Raw genomic sequence first — 16012 nt, forward strand, 5'->3', positions numbered from 1 at the left:
TTTGAACGATCTGAACGAGTCCCGTAAGAACGTGTTCCTGGCGGTCACGCTGGCGCTCCTGGTGCTGGCGCTGACCAACTACCTCTTCCCTCCGGCGCGCCCGGTGGAAGAGCCCGCCCCGCGTCCCGCCGCGGCCGCGACCGCGACCGCCCCCGCGGCGGTGACGGCTCCGGCCGCGCTGGCTCCGGGGGGCGTGGCGCAGCCCTATGCGCCCCGCACCGTCACGGTGAGGTCGCCGCTGTACGAATACCGCTTCTCCACCCGCGGCGGCGCGCTCACGGGGGCGCAGCTCCTGCGCTTCGCGTCGTACGTGGACCCCGGGAAGGTGCAGCTGGTGCCGCGCGGCGCCAGCGACGTGCTGGCGCACCGCGTGGCCGCCGGCCGCGACACGCTGGACCTGCGCTCTCTCGAGTTCCGCCCCAGCGCGGATCGCCTCGAGCTGCGCGCCGGCGGCCCGGCACAGCACCTCACCTTCACCGCGGCGGCGCCCAACGGCGCGCAGGTGCAGGTGCGCTACACCTTTCGCCCCAACGACTACCTGGTGAACGTGGCCGGGCAGATCACGGGCGTCCCCGGCGGGGCGCGGCTGATCACGGGGCTCGGCACCGGGCTGGCCCTCAACGATGACCGCGAGCACGCCACCGAGCGCGAGATGCAGGTGGCCGCCTGGATCGGCGAAGACGTGGAGCGCCTCCACCTGCAAAAGGTGGAGGGCCTGGACACGCTCCCCGGGGCGGCGAAGTGGGTGGGGCTCAAGGACCGCTACTTCCTTCTGGGCACCGTTGCCGGTGGGCGGAGCGCCTTTGAGCGCGTGCTGGTGCGCGACCTTCCCGACGAGCGCTACCCCAGCGAGGGGAAGCCGCGCGTTGCGCCGCGCGCGCAGATTACCACCGTGCTGCCGCTGGCGGCGGGCGGGCGCTTTGCCTTCGACGCCTACATGGGCCCGCTGGAGCACGACCGCCTGGTGGCCATCGGGCACGGGCTGGAGGAGGTGAACCCGTACGGCTACCGCTGGCTGCGCCCCATCGTGCGCCCGATCTCGGAGGTAGTCCTCTGGACGCTGCACGAGCTCCATGCGCTGGGGCTCTCGTTCGGATGGGTGCTGATCCTGTTCGGCGTGCTGGTGCGCCTGGTGACCTGGCCGCTGAACGCCAAGGCCATGCGCGCCCAGATGAAGAACATGGCCGTGCAGCCGCTGATGCAGGCGCGGATGAAGGAGATCCAGACGCGCTACGCGGACGACCCGCGCGAGCAGCAGCAGGAGATGATGAAGATGTACAAGGAGTTGGGGGTGAACCCGCTGTCGATGCTGAGCGGGTGCCTTCCCCTGCTGATCCCCTTTCCGGTGCTGATCACCCTCTTCTTCGTCTTCCAGAGCGCCATCGAGTTCCGCGGCACCTCGTGGGGATGGCTCCCGGACCTGTCGCTGCGCGACCCGTTCTACCTCCTTCCGGTCTTCCTGGTGGTGTCGATGTTCGCGCTCCAGTACGTGAGCACCAAGATGAGCGGGATGGAGCAGAACGCGCAGACGAAGATGATGATGTATACGATGCCGGTGATGATGGGCGGCTTCTTCCTCTTCATGCCGTCCGGGCTGAACCTGTACTACGCGAGCACCAACGTGGCCTCGCTCCCGCAGCAGCTCCTGATCGCCCGCGAGCGCCGCCGCGCTACGGAGGCCCAAAAGGCGGAGGAAGCCGCCAAGGCCAAGGCCGCCGCAAAGCCGGCCGCCCGCGCCAGGCGCCGCTGACCACGCTGTTGGTCGATAGCGAGAGCGCCCGCCCCGGCATCCGGGGCGGGCGCTCGTTTATCGTGGGGATCAGCCGCCTCATCCTCCGCCGGCCGTGCTGTCCGCGGGTGTCCGAACCGAGTCGCGAGCGGTCGTGGGTGCGGCCGGCTCCGCTCCGCCGCCCGCCAGCACGAAGACACGCGACGTTCCGAGCCGTGGAGCCAGCGCGTCGAGCTGCCCACGGTCCACGGCGACCACCACGCGCATCCCGTCCCCCGCCGCTGAGACGGCCAGCACCGGCACCCGCTGCACGAACACCGGGGACGCACCCGGTGCCGGCGTCGCGGGGGAGAGCAGGAGGTTGGCGAGGTCGCCCGCGCGCAGAGAGTCCGGCGCGGCGCCGGCGGGCAGCTGCAGCGGCAGGACGTGCCTTCCCTGGAGGAGCGAGGCAGCCAGTGAGGCGGGTGCCAGGACGGCTTCCCGAACCGGTGAGCCCTTTCTGACCGGCCGCAGCAGGAAGCGCCCCGCCAGCTTCTTGCGCAGCAAATCCGCCTTCCCCTCCAGCGGAGCCATGTGGCCCAGCTGGAGCACCGTGAACGCCGGGAGGTCGGCGTACGCGAGAGGTAGGTGCGCGGGCTTCTCGCGGCCTGCTCCTGTCATGAGCACGTACGCGACTCTTGCCACCAGAGCCACCACCGCCGTGACGGCGAGGACGTCCGGCCAGTGGCGGGTCAGCCGTGAGTTGAGGCCGCGCTCGGCTTCCTGCCGTGCTGTCTCAACACGTACCTTGAGGCGGGCCCTGTGTCCGTTCTCTCCCGCCGCCGTTTCTCCGCTTGCGAATGTGGATGGCAGGGCGTCGGGGGGCACGTCCGTGTTCATGGAGTCCCGTCCGGGAACTGTGGGTCAGCCCGCGATGATGAGCCCGCGAGGCGAGCGCCCTTTCGCATCAGGAGGATTCTCGATTCGGATCTTTGTCCCGCTCTGGACGATCCTTTTTCCAGGGCGGAGTTGGGTCGGGCCCGGGTAGGATGTCGCGCTCGCCGCCGCCACGGTGATTGCCGCGGTCGGGCTCTGGATTCTTGACCTGGCTTCGATCGTCGGCGTCGCCGGGCCGGCCGGTCCTGAGAGTGGGTGCGATGATGGCTGTCATTCAGTCCTCGAATAATTTCTTGGCGGCACTGTAATACGGCTGAAGGCTGGTGTCTGCGGGTGGCGGGCCGTAGAGCATGCGCGTGGAGATCTCGATCCATAGCGCCTGCTCCTCGGCCGGGCTCATGGACGGACGCGCATAGCCGAGCTTCTTCAGGAGATCCCAACGGAACAGGTCAAACGCGCTTGACACGTGCGCCCCCCACGCTGCGGCCGCGCCTACCGAGCCGCGGTAAAAGAGGTACGCGGTAATGGCGGAAGTCGCGAGCTGCGCCACCCACGTCCACAGCTCTATCTGATGCGGTACCAGGAGCCCCGCGACGAGGGTGCTGGCGGCAAGCACCCCGCCTAGAAACGAGGCGTTGATCATGAAGTCGAATGTCGCCTTGCTCTCGTCCAGCGTGGCGGCGTATTCCTTGTTCACCACTCCTACGAGCCGGGGCCACACGGTAATTGCGGAGATACCGTATACGTTGCGTGGGTATTCTTCGAAGCTCCTGATCACGTTGCCCAACCGAGTGGGCAGCACGTAAGGGGCTTTGGGGTACTCGTTGGTCTCGCGCTGCGTCAACAGGGTAATCAGATTCGTCAGTTCGGCGATCGCTGGGTCTTTAGGGTCCGCGTCCTCAAGCTCCTCAACCAGGCCTTCGAGTTCCGTTCGCTTGGCGATGGTCCATTCCAGCTGCGCCAGTTGGCGCTTCTGCGCCCAGCCGCCCAACCAGGAGTCCTGCCAGGGGTACCCTTCGTAGAGGCGGATGATGGGGATGTTCAGGTTGTACAGGATCCCGCTGATCAGCAAGAGAAGCAAAGAGATCAGCGCGGTGGTCCACGCGGTGTCGAGCGTCCCAAGGATCTGGAATAAGGCGAGATCCGCGGGAAGAAACGGAACGACGATCCGATAGAAGAGGAGCGCGAATACGGTGACGGGGAAGAGCGTGCCCAGCATCAGGACCCGGCTAAACGAGCCCGAGATCATGGAAAGTATGTTCGTCATTCCGGAAGCGATGGCGGGCCATTCAGAGCGGGCAGCTTGCGCCTACCACAGTAACCGCCGTTTATGGCGCGTCAAGCCTCTTCACCTGTGACCAGCCTCCCGTTCGCCGACACCGTCGCGGCGATCGCGACTGCGCAAGGACGCGGCGCGGTGGCGCTCCTGCGCGTCTCCGGCCCCGGCGCACTCGACGTACTCCGCCGCGTGGCCCCCGCGCTTGGTGACGGACCGGTGCCGCGGGTGCAGCGTCTTGCAGCGTTGCGTCATCCTGAGACGGCGGAGCTGCTGGACCGCGGCCTGGTCGCCTTCTTCCCCGCCCCGGGAAGCTACACGGGTGAGGACACGGTGGAGATCACCACGCACGGGGGCGTGCTGACGCCGCAGCTGGTGTTGGATGCGCTTCTGGCCGCCGGCTGCCGCCCCGCCGAGCCGGGGGAGTTCAGCCGCCGCGCCTACCTCAACGGCAAGCTGGACCTGCTGCAGGCCGAGGCGGTGCTGGACCTGATCGACGGCCGCTCCCGTGCCCTGCACCGCGCCGCGATCCATCAGATGGAGCGCGGCCTCTCCCGTCACGTCGAGGAGCTGCGCAGGGCCATCATCGGCGCGGAGGCACTGATCGTCTACTCGATCGACTTCCCCGAAGAGGACGAGCCCCCCGTCCCCCCCGCCCGGATCCGCGCAGCCGCGGAGGACGTGCTCGCGCGCATCAGCCATCTCCTCGCCACCGCCCCCGAGGGCGAGCTCCTGCGCGATGGCGCGCTGACCGTGCTCGCCGGGCGTCCGAACTCGGGCAAATCGTCGCTCTTCAACGCGCTGCTCGGGACGGAGCGCGCCATCGTCACCGAGGTCCCCGGCACCACGCGCGACGCCCTGGAAGCGACCCTCTCCGTCAACGGGTACCCCTTCCGCCTTGTCGACACCGCGGGCCTGCGCGAAACGGCCGACCTGGTGGAGGGGATCGGGATCGAGGTGGCGCGCCGCTACCTCGCCGCCGCCGACCTGGTGCTCTTCTGCGTCGAAGCCGGCCGCACTCTCGAGCCCGATGAGGCCGCCTTCCTGGCCACCGTGGATCCCGAGCGGACGGTGCTGGTGCGGACCAAGGCGGATCGTGTGGGGGATGGCGGGCGGGGACTGGGAAGCGAGACTGCGGAAGGGGTGCTTGTCTCCGCGGCAGAGGGCACGGGGTTGGAGGAGCTTCGGCAGGTGCTTCTACACCGCGCGTTCGGCGGCATCCTGGGCGAGCCCGGCGAGGCGCCGCTGGTCACGCGCGAGCGCCACGCCCGCGCCCTCCGCGCCGCCCGCGACGAGGTACGGGGTTTCCTCGACGCGCAGGCGAACGGCGTCCCTATGGAGTACGCCGCCACGCACCTCCAGGCCGCCGCGGCCGCCCTGGAGGACCTCGTCGGCGCCGTCACCATCGACGACGTGCTCGGGCGTGTGTTCGGCGACTTCTGCGTGGGGAAGTAGGTGCCGAAGCCTGGGGGTTGGCTGGGCATGTGGCGAGTGAACTCGCGGCAACAACAGCACAAAGTCCGCCTGCGCGGACTCCGGGTCCAATGCCGCGTTTCTCGAGCCGGCTTCAGCCGCCTTCCCGTCGTTCCAGCCGGGGGATTTATTTATTCCCTGGTGACGCGGCACCGATGCCCGGGTCCAATCCCATCGGGTGATGCGGCCATCCGGGTGCCCGCTTCCCGCCGCAGCGCCGCGTCCAGATGCGCCCCGGTGCCCGCCTCGCGAGCTGATCCGCCACCGCCAGCCTGCGAAGGCAGGCTTCCCGCGGTTGTTGCAGCGATTTCAACCACCGAGCCCTGCCCTTCGGGATCGTTTCGGCGCATATGCAAACGTGAAACGCGTAGAATCGCGTTCTGCCGCGCGTGAGCAGCCGCAAACGTCCCGGTGGGGCGATCCAGGGCAGATCGTGCGGCAGAGCGCAATTCTGGAGGTGAGTTTATTCGGGAACTGTTCGGGAAGTCAGCGGAGGATCTGGAACCCTTCGCCCGCGGAGGCGAGATCGACCTGTATGGACTCCACTGCGTCGACGTGTGCGCCAGGGGGGCCGGACGAGAGGCGGCGGCGAAGCTCATCGAGCGCCGCCGCCTCTCCGCGTGCGTGGACCTCCACAGAACCGTCGGCCGCGTTCCTCACCGTACCCTGCAGGTCGAGCTGCCGGGCCTGGAGCCGGGTCCACCAGCGGAACCCGACCCCCTGCACCCGCCCGCTTACCCGGAACGCGGCCTCCGGCATCCTCAGTACTGCGACTGCCCGCCCGGGCGACCGCCGCCCGAGCCGCCGCCGGAGGAGCGCTGGCCACCCTGGCCCCCGCCCTGCGACCGCTGCTGGCCACCGCCCTGCTGGCCGCCACCCCCCTGCCCCCCGCCCCCGGCGCCGCTGAGCACGCTGCTCAGCACGTTCCGCAGGAAGGAGTTGGCGAAGCCTTCCGGCCGCCCCGCCGTGTCCAGGAAGCCGCGGGCGCCCTGCGACACACCGGAGCTGAGGCCGGCCATCAGCGCCCCGCGCAGCTCCTGCCGGGCGCGCGCCGCCGGCGAGTTGGGCCGCGTGCTGACGTTCGTGCCGCCCGCCACCAGGAAGCCGACCGCGAATGCGACGCCGAGCGCCGGAAGCGGGTTCTCCTGGAGCCGAGCGATGACGCCGCGCCCTTCGAGCGCGCTGTTGGCCCGCTCGCTGAGCGCGCCCAGCCGCCCGCGCGCCGCCGAGGCAGCGCCGCCGGCCTGATCGCGCACCGTGTCGGCCGCGCCGCGTGCCGCACCGCTCACCTTGTCGCGCACACCGCCCTGCGCGCCGCCCGAGCCGGCGAAGCCGATCCCGGAGTAGTCGTCGCGCTGGCCGCCGCTGTGGAGGCCGCTGTGCACCTCCCCGGTGCCAGAGCGGTCGCCCATCGCGTTCGAGCCGGTGGATCCCGCGTTGGAGCCGCCCGTGCTCCCATAGCCGGCGCCGCTCATGCCAGGTCCCTGCGAACCTGCTTGATCTCGCTCTGCGCCCATTGCTTGTCCTCCTTGAGAGTGTCGATGGTCCGCGCTGGGGTCAGGCTGTCATGCTTGAGCCGCTTGAGGGCTCCCATGGCCAGCACCCCGCCAATGATCAGGAAGAGCAGCCCTACGATAAGCGCGCCAGCCCAGTATTCGTTCAGCGCGTCGCCGATAACGAGCACCAGGAAGAGGATCAGCACCAGCATCCCGAGCAGCGCCACCCCGCCTCCGACGGCCACCATGGTGGCGTCGCGCGCGGCGGCCTTGAGGTTCTGGGTCATCTCCGCCTTCGCCAGCGCCATCTCCTGGCGGACCAGCGTGGCGCTGTCCTGGGCGAGCTGCCGGAACAACTCCCCCAACCCCGGCTCGTCGTCCGCTCGTCCGGGAGCGCCGTCAGCCCCGGTGGTGGTGGTGCGCGTCACGTTGATTTCGTCCGCCATGTCCGCCTCCTCAGCGAAGGACCTTTCCGACCACGAACCCGGCGACGCATGCCGCCACCAGCGTCGAGACCGGCCGCGCCGCGACGATGCGGCCCAGGTCGCGCTCGAGGGTTTCGACGTCGTTGTCGCGGAAGAAGCGGGCGAGCGCCTCGATAGTATCCGCCGCGCTGTGCCCCAGCGTCCCCGCGCGCGCGCCCACGCCGCGATTGGGAACGCGATCGGCCATGCTGTCGATCTGCTCCGCCACCTGCTCCAGCCGCTCGGCCGCTTGGTCGAGCATCTCGTCCGCGCGGTTCTGCACCTGGCTCAGGGTGTCCTTGAGCCCGCCGCCGCCCTCACCCTCGCCGCCGGTGGAGCCGCCCGTCACGCCGCCGCCGGACTCACCGCCCGTCGATCCACCGCTGCTCGAGCCCGTCGCGCCGCCTCCGGACGACCCGCCGGTGCTGCCCGAGCCAGTCGTGCCGCCCGTGGACCCGCCGGTGCTGCCCGAGCCGGTGGAGCCGTATCCGGTGCCGCTACCGGTCCCGCCCGTGGAACCGGGTCCACCTCCGGAGCCACCCGTGCTGCCCGAGGAGCTCCCCGCGCCGGAGGAGCCGCCCGTCGATCCGCTCCCCGCCGACCCGGTGCTCCCCAGACCACCCGCGCCGCCCGAGCCGCCGGTCCCGCCAGCGCCGTAGTTGTTCTGGTCCGCCATGCAAGCCTCCGCTGAATCTGGTATTCCCTGCCGTGGGCCGGGGCGGGGGTGCAACACATGTGCCATGTACCGGGGTGGCGGTGAATCGTGATTCGGTAACGGTTTCGCGGATGCCCTCTGCTGTCGCTCCGTGGGGCTGCTTCAGCAGTGTTCCACGTGGAACAGCACTGCACCTGCAAGGTACAGAGTTCCTCGGCGGTGAACCCGCCGTGTGCTCACCTACGTTCCTCTTCACTGTTCCCATTCCAGATGCACGACGTCATCGTGGTCGGCGGAGGGCACGCCGGGGTCGAAGCGGCCTCGGCCGCGGCGCGGGCGGGCGCACGCACGCTGATGGTCACCGCCAACCTGGAAGCCATCGGCCAGATGAGCTGCAACCCGGCGATCGGCGGCGTTGCAAAGGGAACCGTCGTGCGCGAGGTGGATGCGCTCGGTGGGGTGATGGGGATGGCGACGGACCGCGCCCGCATCCAGTTCCGGATGCTGAACCGCTCCAAGGGCCCGGCCGTGTGGGCGCCGCGCATGCAGTGCGATCGCGGCCTTTACCCGCGTGCTGCGCGGGCGCTCCTGGAGCGCCACGAGGGTCTGGAGTTCTTTCAGGGGATGGTCGGCTCGCTCCTCCTAGACAGGGGGCGCGTCGCGGGGGTGAAGACGGAGAACGGCTTCGAGTTCCGGGCGCGCTCCGTCGTCCTAACCGCGGGGACCTTTCTGCGTGGACGAATCCACGTGGGACGCGCCGAGGGTGTGCCGGCCGGCCGCGCCGGTGACCCGCCCTCCATCCGCCTCGCCGAGCAGATGGAGGCGCTTGGGCTGGAGGTGGCGCGCTTCAAGACTGGAACGCCGCCCCGCATCGACGGGCGCAGCGTCGACTACTCGCGTGTAGAGGAGCAGCCGGGAGAGAGTCCCGACTATCGCCTCTCCGTCTGGGAGCGCGCCCCGCTCCTTCCCCAACTCCCGTGTTGGATCACATGGACGGGCGCCGAGCTCGCCGACCTCGTTCACGGGCACCTCGGCGAGTCCGCACTGTACGGCGGCGAGATCTCGGGGCGGGGGCCACGCTACTGTCCATCCATCGAAGACAAGATCGTCAAGTTCCCCGACGCGCCGCGCCACCAGATCTTCCTGGAGCCGGAGGGGCTGGATACGTGCGAGATGTACGTCAACGGTCTCTCCACCTCCCTGCCCGCCGGTGTGCAGGAGCGGATGCTGCGCAGCATCCCGGGGCTGGAACAGGTGCGGATGACGAAGGTGGGGTACGCGATCGAGTACGACTACTACCCTCCACACCAGCTCCATCCCACGCTGGAGTCGAAGGCGCTGGCGGGGCTCTTCCTCGCAGGCCAGGTGAACGGGACCACCGGCTACGAGGAGGCCGCGGGCCAGGGCATTGTCGCCGGCGCGAACGCGGCGTTCGCGGCGCTTGGCCGCGAGCCGCTCATCCTCGAGCGCGACCAGGCCTTCATCGGCGTGCTGGTGGACGACCTGGTGACCAAGGGCACGGACGAGCCGTACCGCCTCTTCACCTCGCGCGCGGAGTTCCGGCTCACCCTTCGCCAGGACAACGCGCTCCAGAGGCTGGGCCCCATCGCCGCCGCACGCGGGATGCTGAGTGACGCGCAGCGCGAGGTAATGGAGGACCGCCAGGAACTCGCCGATCAAGTGAGCGCATGGCTGCGCGATACGAACGCCCCGCCCGGCGCCGTGAACCCGCTCCTGGAAGCGGTCGAGTCCTCTCCACTGCGCGAGCCGACGCGCCTCTCCGTCTTGATCCGCCGTCCGAAAGTTGGGGGTGAGGCGCTGCTGGATGCAGTCGGCGGCGCGCCGAACGCGGAACGTGCGGTCCTGCTGGAGACGCTTGCGGCGGTCGAGATGGAGATGAAGTACGACGGCTACCTGATCAAGGAGCGCGCACGATCCGCCGCGCTCCAGCGGCACGCGGACATCGCGCTCCCCGCCGACCTCCCCTGGATTGAGCTCCACTCGCTCTCCTTTGAGGCGCGCCAGAAGCTTGACCGCATCCGCCCCGCCACGCTGGCGCAGGCATCGCGCATTCCTGGCGTCTCCCCGAGCGACCTTCAGAACCTTGTGATGGAGCTTCGCAAGCGCGGGGAGCAGATGGCAGCGCGGGAGTAGGGCCATACGGCTACGGGCAGAGGCCGTAGTTACCCTTGCTCCTGCCATTATTCTCAGTCGCCGTCACTTGTTCCACGTGGAACACTGCTCCCGCATCCGAGGGCCCCACCCGCATCGCACCCGGTGCCTCAGTTGGCGGAACACTGGCGGTCGCTAGACTCACCCCCGCGGGGGTCGTATATTTCGGCCACGGCTCACCCCACCCCTCCCGCGCAGCACTGAGAAGGACGCTTGTCTCGCATCATCGCCATCGCGAACCAGAAGGGCGGCGTCGGAAAGACGACCACCGCGATCAACCTGGCTGCCTGCCTGGCGGTCGCGGAAAAGAAAACGCTCGTCATCGACACAGATCCGCAGGGGAATGCCACCAGCGGGCTCGGGATCAACAAGGACTCGCTCGAGCGCTCCATCTACGACATCCTCTCCGACGACCTCCCGATCGCTGAGGCGGTGGTGAAGAACGTCCACTTTCCCTTCCTGGACGTGGTCCCCGCGACGCGCGACCTGGTGGGGGTGGAGGTGGAACTGGTGAGCCGGCGCGGGCGCGAAGGGGTGCTGCGTAACGCGCTCGCCTCCATCCGCGACAGCTACGAGTACATCGTGATCGACTGCCCGCCCTCGCTCGGTCTCCTGACCCTGAACACGATGGCGGCGGCCGACTCGGTGCTGATCCCAATCCAGTGCGAGTTCTACGCACTTGAGGGGCTGTCGCAGCTCCTGAACACGATCACCCTCGTGCAGGGTAACCTCAACCCGCGCTTGCAGATAGAGGGGGTGCTTATGACGATGTACGATGGGCGCCTGAACCTGTCGCGCCAGGTGGCGGACGAGGCCAAGGAGTACTTCGGCCCCAAGGTGTACCGCACCACCATCCCGCGGAACGTCCGCATCGCCGAGGCACCCTCCTTTGGGAAGCCGATCGTACTCTACGACGTCCTGTCGGTGGGCGCGAAGAGCTACCTCTCGCTGGCCAACGAGGTGATCGCCCGCAACGGGAGCCGTGCTTCCGAGGCGCTGGCCGAGCCCGTCGGCGCGGGGGCGCGCTAAGTGTCCGCCGTGAAGAAGGCCCGCCTGGGCAAAGGCCTCAGCGCCCTCCTCGGCGAGTACTCGCAGCCCCAGGGCGAAACCGCGCCCGCGGATGGGATTCGGATGGTCCCCGTGGCGCGCATTGCGCCGAACCCATTCCAGCCCCGCCGCGAGTTCGCCGAGGCGCAGCTCGCCGAACTGGAAGCCTCCATCCGCCAGAATGGCCTGTTACAGGCGCTGGTGGTGCGCCCCGCGCCCGCCGGCGCCCCCGAGGGTGCGGAGTGGGAGCTGGTGGCGGGCGAGCGGCGCTGGCGTGCGGTGCGGCGGCTGGGGTGGGCCGAGGTGCCCGCCATCGTAAAGGAGCCGGACGACCGCGCCATGCTCGTGCTGGCCATCGTGGAGAACGTGCAGCGCGCCGAGCTCTCCCCGCTGGAAGAGGCGGCCGGGTACCAGCAGCTGATCGACGAGTTCGGCTTCACGCAGGCCGAAGTGGCCGAGAGCGTGGGCCGCGAGCGCTCCACCGTCGCCAACCTCCTCCGCCTGCTGCAGCTTCCCGCCTCCGTGCAGCGGATGGTCAACGAGGGCACCCTCTCCATGGGCCACGCCCGCGCGATCCTGGGATTGGACGACGAGCGCGCCATGGCGGAGATGGCGCGCGAGGCCGCGGAGGGCTCCCTCTCCGTGCGCACGGTTGAAGAGCGCGTGCGGCAACGGCGCGAGGGCGGCGAGCGCTCCCCTGCCCCGCCCTCGCCCGCCCCCGCCGCTCCCCCGGCCGACCCGCACGTCCGCCACCTGGAAACGGAGCTCCAGCGCGCCATGGGCACCGCCGTGCGCATCCGCGTGGGCGCGAGCGGAAAGAGCGGCCGCATCGAGATCCCGTTCTACAACGCGGACGATTTCGACCGGGTGCTGGAGCTGCTTCTCGGGGAGGAAAGTGCGTGAGTGCGCCGGTGCGTAAGTGCGCTGCACAAAACGCGCTTACGCACTCACGCACTAACGCACTCTCGTTATGTCCCAGCACCGAGGCCCCCGCTTGCGCGCCGCCGAAGATCGCCGGATGACCTTCATCGTCGTGCCGCATGGCGGCGGCACGGATCTCACCACGCGCACCTACGAGCTTTCGTACCGCAGGCTGCGGCTTCTCAAATTCGCGGCGATCGGGCTGGGTGTGGCGCTGGTGCTGATGATCGGGTCGTGGTTCTACCTGGCGGCGCAGGCCACCCGGGCGCAGGTGCTGCAGCGCGACGTGCGGCGGCTGGAGGGAGAGGTGGCAGAGGTGGACCAGCTCCGCCGCAGGCTCGTGGAGATGGAGGCGCGGTACGCGCAGATCACCCGACTGCTGGGCGGCGTTCGCCGGCGCGAGCCCGCCAAGGCCGCGGCCCCGCCGCCGGTGGCGCGTGACACCGCGGAGGCGGACTCGGCGGACCAGGCACTTCTTCCGCGCGCGTGGCCGCTGGCGGCGCGCGGGTTCGTCACGCGCGGGCAGCGCGGCCGCGGCGATGGCGAGCGCCACCCGGGGATGGACATCGCGGTGGCGCTCGGCACGCCCATCGTAGCCGCCGGGGATGGCACGGTGACGGAGGCGGGGCGCGACAGCGTGTACGGCCTCTTCGTGCGCATCGCGCACGGGGGCGGGTACGAGTCGCTGTACGGGCACGCCTCCCGCGTGTTGGTGAAGGCACGGCAGCGGGTGCGCTCCCGCCAGACCATCGCGCTGAGCGGAAGCACGGGAGTCTCCACGGCTCCGCACCTTCATTTCGAGATTCGCAGGAACGGGACGCCGGTCGATCCGGTGTCACTCGTTCACTTACCGGAGTAGAGGATGGCGTTCGGAAAAGCAAAGAACATCGGTGATACGTCCGCACCTTCGCGCGGAAACGCAGGCGAGGCGTCGATGTCGATCATCGGCCCCGGGATGCGGATCGTGGGCGACCTGGTCACCGACGGCACGGTGCGCATCGAGGGCGAGATCCGCGGGACGATCCGCGCCACGAAGGCGGTGGTGGTCGGCCGCGAGGGCCTGGTGGAGGGCGACATCTTCACCCAGGACGCGGTGATCGGCGGCCGGATCCGTGGCAGCGTCGTGGCCGAGAGCCGGCTGGAGCTCCAGGCCACCTGCGACATCGAGGGCGTCGTCCATGCCCGGGCCCAGCACCTTCACCTGGAGGAAGGCGCGCGCTTCAACGGCCAGGTTCAGATGCTGGATGCCGAGGCTGTCCGCGCCCTCCCCGCAGGGTCGGGGGAAAACTCCACGCACGCCGGGATGTTTTCCACAACGGCGTGAACAGCGCGCAAATCCATATGCAATAACGGTTTGCACGTTTTCCACACCGGCTGCCCCTGGTTCTCCACTCCCGTTATCCACAGATCGGGGAAAACGCGCGTCTCTTCCCACCGGCATTCTCGTGAAGCTCGACGAGCTGGTCCGCTATCTGGACAACTACCTCCATATCGGCACTACGCCCGACTATCCGGACGCGGTAAACGGGCTGCAGGTGGAGGGCACGCGTCCCATCCGCCGCATCGCCGTGGCGGTGGACGGGGCGCAGGCGACGGTGGACCAGGCGATCGCAGGGGATGCGGATCTCCTCCTGGTGCACCACGGGCTTTTCTGGGATGGAAACCGTCCCCTGACCGGCCGGCGCTATCGTCGCATCAAGCCGCTGCTGGACGCGGGTGTCGCCGTCTACTCCGCGCACCTGCCGCTCGATGCACATCCGGAGGTCGGCAACAACGCTGTCCTGCTGCGGGCGCTCGGCGCGGAGCCGCAGGGAACCTTTGGAGATTTCAAGGGGCTGCCGCTCGGCGTGTGGGGTGAGGTGGATCTGCGCCGTGAGGCGCTCTGCGCGCGGCTCGACGAGGTTCTTGGCACGCGCGTGAAGATGATCCCGGGCGGGCCGGAGCACGTGCGGCGGGTTGGCGTCGTTACGGGTGGCGCTGGCGGGAGGGTGGCAGATGCGGTGGCGGCGGGGCTCGACGCCTTTGTCACCGGCGAGGGAGCGCACCACAACTTCTTTGACGCCGAGGAGGGCGGGATCAACCTCTACCTTGGCGGCCACTACGCCACTGAGGTCTGGGGTGTTCGTGCCCTCGCTGAGCACCTGGAGCGGAAGTTCGGCATCAAATGGTTCTTCATCGACCATCCGACCGGGTTGTAGCAAACAGCTGGTCTCACGCGGAGGCGCAGAGGCGCGGGAGAGAACAGTCCTGAACGATGGTTGGCGAGACCAACTATTGAGCCGGGAAGATACGGAGGAAGTACGGGGCAAGCGGTTCCGTGTTCAGTCCAGCCGCTCTGAACGCGATGTAGCCGTCAGGACGGATCAGGTAATAGCCAGATTCCGTGATCCCATAGCGCTGGTGCGCCTCGCCTGACTCGTCGAACCACGCGCCCGCCACGCCGGGGCTGCGGGCGATGTGGTGCGCCCGTACGTCGCCCAGGTGCTCGGTGGCCAGGGTGCGGAGCGCATCCACCGTATCGCCGCCGAAGACGAGGAGGTGGTGCGCGGCGCCGGCGCAGAGCGAGAACAGCGTGGTTTCGCTACCGTCGCGGCGCACCTTGGCGTCCGGCGCGCGGTGCCCCGCCCGAGGGCCGCCGCGGAAGCGTGGCCGCGCCTCGTCGACGACTGGGCTGGAAGGATACGCGATCTCCAGTTGCGAGATGAAGCGGAAGCCACGTACCGCGAGCCCCGGCCGGCCGAGCGCGATCCTGCCGATGCGCGGCAGGACGAAGCCGGCGAGCGCCAAACTGACCGGGCCGCGCGACGCGGTGCCCGCGAAGAGCCGGTCCGTGGTGCGCAGCAGGCGCCGTCCCACGGGGAGCCGCTCGGCCTCGTAGCTGTCCAGGAACCCTTCCGGCGCATGCCCGCGAAGCACGAGCGCCAGCTTCCACGCCAGGTTGGCCGCGTCCTGGAGCCCCGTGTTCATCCCCTGCCCTCCCGCCGGGCTGTGGATGTGCGCCGCATCGCCCGCCACGAACGCCCGGCCCGCGCGGTAGTGGTTCGCGGCGCGATGATGGAGGCGGAAGCGCGCGAGCCAGCGCGGATCCCGGAGCTCCATGGGAATCGGTGAGGTCTGGCGGACGATCTCCCGCATCTCGTCGAGCGATGGGTCGCCCGCGTCATCGGGCGCAGACTCGGGGCGCGTCGCGATCAGCCGGTAGGACCCCGGCTCGGCGAACGGAAAGACGGCCAGGAGCCCCGCGCGCGAGACGAAGATGTACAGCGAATCATCATCGTTTTCCCACTCTACGGTGACGTCCGCGAGCACGAAGTCCTGCGGATACGCCCCGCCATCGAAGCTCAGCCCCGCCCCCTTGCGCACCACGCTGTGCGCGCCGTCGCATCCCACGATGTAGCGGGCGCGGACCTCTTCCTCACGCCCATCCTCGTGCCGCAGGCGCGCGCGCACCGCGTCCGCGTCCTGCTCAAAGCCGAGCAGCTCCAGCGGCCGCTCCACGTTCATTCCCAGGGCGGCCAGCCGCCTTTCCAGCACGCGCTCCGTCTCCACCTGCGACACCAGGAGGGTGAATGGGAAGGGCGTATCGGTGACCTTGGCGACCTTGCCGAACGCGAAGTCCACCGCGGGGCGGCCGTTGATGAAGACCTTCGCGGCCATCGTTTTCCGCCCCGCCGCGACCAGCTCGTCCGCGATCCCCAGCTTCTGCAGCAGCTCGAGCGAGCGGGCGTGCACCACCAGCGCGCGCGAGCGGTCGGAGCGCACGGGCGTCCGGTCGACCACGCGGCATGCGATCCCGCGCGAAGCCAGCCCCAGCGCCAGCATCAGCCCCGTGGGGCCGCCGCCGGCCACCAGCACCTCCGTGTCGTGCGCTGACGTGTTCATGTGAGCCTGATCAGCGAAGGC

At 69.5% G+C, this 16012-nt stretch carries 16 protein-coding genes; 8 read left to right on the forward strand and 8 right to left on the reverse strand.

Annotation, left to right across the window (positions count from 1 at the left end):
- The first annotated feature begins 1 nt into the window (after nucleotide 1).
- Nucleotides 2–1750 carry a membrane protein insertase YidC gene (gene yidC / locus VF584_06710; GenBank protein ID HEX8209862.1) on the forward strand — a complete coding sequence of 583 codons (1749 nt, stop codon included), beginning with the start codon at nucleotides 2–4 and terminating at the stop codon, nucleotides 1748–1750.
- 78 nt (nucleotides 1751–1828) lie between these two features.
- Here yidC and VF584_06715 read toward each other — a convergent pair whose 3' ends face one another.
- From VF584_06715 to VF584_06725, 3 genes are all read right to left on the reverse strand, one after another.
- Complete coding sequence (locus VF584_06715) at nucleotides 1829–2608, reverse strand: hypothetical protein (GenBank protein ID HEX8209863.1); 780 nt, start codon at nucleotides 2606–2608, stop codon at nucleotides 1829–1831.
- Between the two features lie 67 nt (nucleotides 2609–2675).
- Complete coding sequence (locus tag VF584_06720; GenBank protein ID HEX8209864.1) at nucleotides 2676–2879, reverse strand: hypothetical protein; 204 nt, start codon at nucleotides 2877–2879, stop codon at nucleotides 2676–2678.
- Entirely contained in the window at nucleotides 2880–3854 is a 975-nt protein-coding gene (locus VF584_06725; protein HEX8209865.1) for a hypothetical protein, read from the reverse strand.
- A gap of 105 nt (nucleotides 3855–3959) precedes the next feature.
- On the opposite strand from VF584_06725, the gene mnmE reads away from it, so the two are divergent.
- Nucleotides 3960–5336, forward strand: a complete 1377-nt coding sequence (gene mnmE, locus VF584_06730) for a tRNA uridine-5-carboxymethylaminomethyl(34) synthesis GTPase MnmE (protein ID HEX8209866.1) — start codon at nucleotides 3960–3962, stop codon at nucleotides 5334–5336.
- A gap of 504 nt (nucleotides 5337–5840) precedes the next feature.
- On the opposite strand, the gene VF584_06735 is transcribed toward mnmE, so the two are convergent.
- From VF584_06735 to VF584_06750, 4 genes are read right to left on the reverse strand one after another with little or no spacing between them, the layout of a single operon-like run.
- Nucleotides 5841–6113, reverse strand: coding sequence for an acylphosphatase (locus VF584_06735; protein HEX8209867.1), 273 nt, complete (start codon nucleotides 6111–6113; stop codon nucleotides 5841–5843).
- A 2-nt stretch (nucleotides 6114–6115) separates the two neighbouring features.
- Nucleotides 6116–6829, reverse strand: coding sequence for a hypothetical protein (locus VF584_06740; protein ID HEX8209868.1), 714 nt, complete (start codon nucleotides 6827–6829; stop codon nucleotides 6116–6118).
- Nucleotides 6826–7296 carry a phage holin family protein gene (locus VF584_06745; GenBank protein HEX8209869.1) on the reverse strand — a complete coding sequence of 157 codons (471 nt, stop codon included), beginning with the start codon at nucleotides 7294–7296 and terminating at the stop codon, nucleotides 6826–6828. Before VF584_06745 ends, VF584_06740 begins: the two co-directional genes overlap by 4 nt.
- A 10-nt stretch (nucleotides 7297–7306) precedes the next feature.
- Nucleotides 7307–7990, reverse strand: a complete 684-nt coding sequence (locus VF584_06750) for a hypothetical protein (GenBank protein HEX8209870.1) — start codon at nucleotides 7988–7990, stop codon at nucleotides 7307–7309.
- Nucleotides 7991–8239: 249 nt separating this feature from the next.
- Between VF584_06750 and mnmG the strand changes: the two genes are divergently transcribed.
- The 6 genes from mnmG (at nucleotide 8240) to VF584_06780 (ending at nucleotide 14307) form a co-directional block, all read left to right on the forward strand.
- The gene (gene mnmG, locus VF584_06755) at nucleotides 8240–10123 is read left to right on the forward strand and encodes a tRNA uridine-5-carboxymethylaminomethyl(34) synthesis enzyme MnmG (GenBank protein HEX8209871.1); all 1884 of its coding nucleotides are present in this window, start codon (nucleotides 8240–8242) and stop codon (nucleotides 10121–10123) included.
- A 231-nt stretch (nucleotides 10124–10354) separates the two neighbouring features.
- Entirely contained in the window at nucleotides 10355–11170 is an 816-nt protein-coding gene (locus tag VF584_06760; protein ID HEX8209872.1) for an AAA family ATPase, read from the forward strand.
- Between the two features lie 9 nt (nucleotides 11171–11179).
- Nucleotides 11180–12091 carry a ParB/RepB/Spo0J family partition protein gene (locus VF584_06765; GenBank protein ID HEX8209873.1) on the forward strand — a complete coding sequence of 304 codons (912 nt, stop codon included), beginning with the start codon at nucleotides 11180–11182 and terminating at the stop codon, nucleotides 12089–12091.
- A 115-nt stretch (nucleotides 12092–12206) separates the two neighbouring features.
- Nucleotides 12207–12968, forward strand: coding sequence for a peptidoglycan DD-metalloendopeptidase family protein (locus VF584_06770; protein HEX8209874.1), 762 nt, complete (start codon nucleotides 12207–12209; stop codon nucleotides 12966–12968).
- Nucleotides 12969–13043: 75 nt separating this feature from the next.
- A complete protein-coding gene (locus VF584_06775) occupies nucleotides 13044–13433 on the forward strand; it encodes a polymer-forming cytoskeletal protein (protein HEX8209875.1) in 390 nt (129 codons plus the stop codon).
- 121 nt (nucleotides 13434–13554) lie between these two features.
- Nucleotides 13555–14307, forward strand: coding sequence for a Nif3-like dinuclear metal center hexameric protein (locus tag VF584_06780; protein ID HEX8209876.1), 753 nt, complete (start codon nucleotides 13555–13557; stop codon nucleotides 14305–14307).
- A 73-nt stretch (nucleotides 14308–14380) separates the two neighbouring features.
- Here the strand turns inward: VF584_06780 and VF584_06785 are convergent, their stop codons facing one another.
- Nucleotides 14381–15991, reverse strand: a complete 1611-nt coding sequence (locus VF584_06785; GenBank protein ID HEX8209877.1) for an FAD-dependent monooxygenase — start codon at nucleotides 15989–15991, stop codon at nucleotides 14381–14383.
- Nucleotides 15992–16012: the final 21 nt, after the last annotated feature.

The organism is Longimicrobium sp. (assembly GCA_036389135.1).
GTDB lineage: Bacteria > Gemmatimonadota > Gemmatimonadetes > Longimicrobiales > Longimicrobiaceae > Longimicrobium.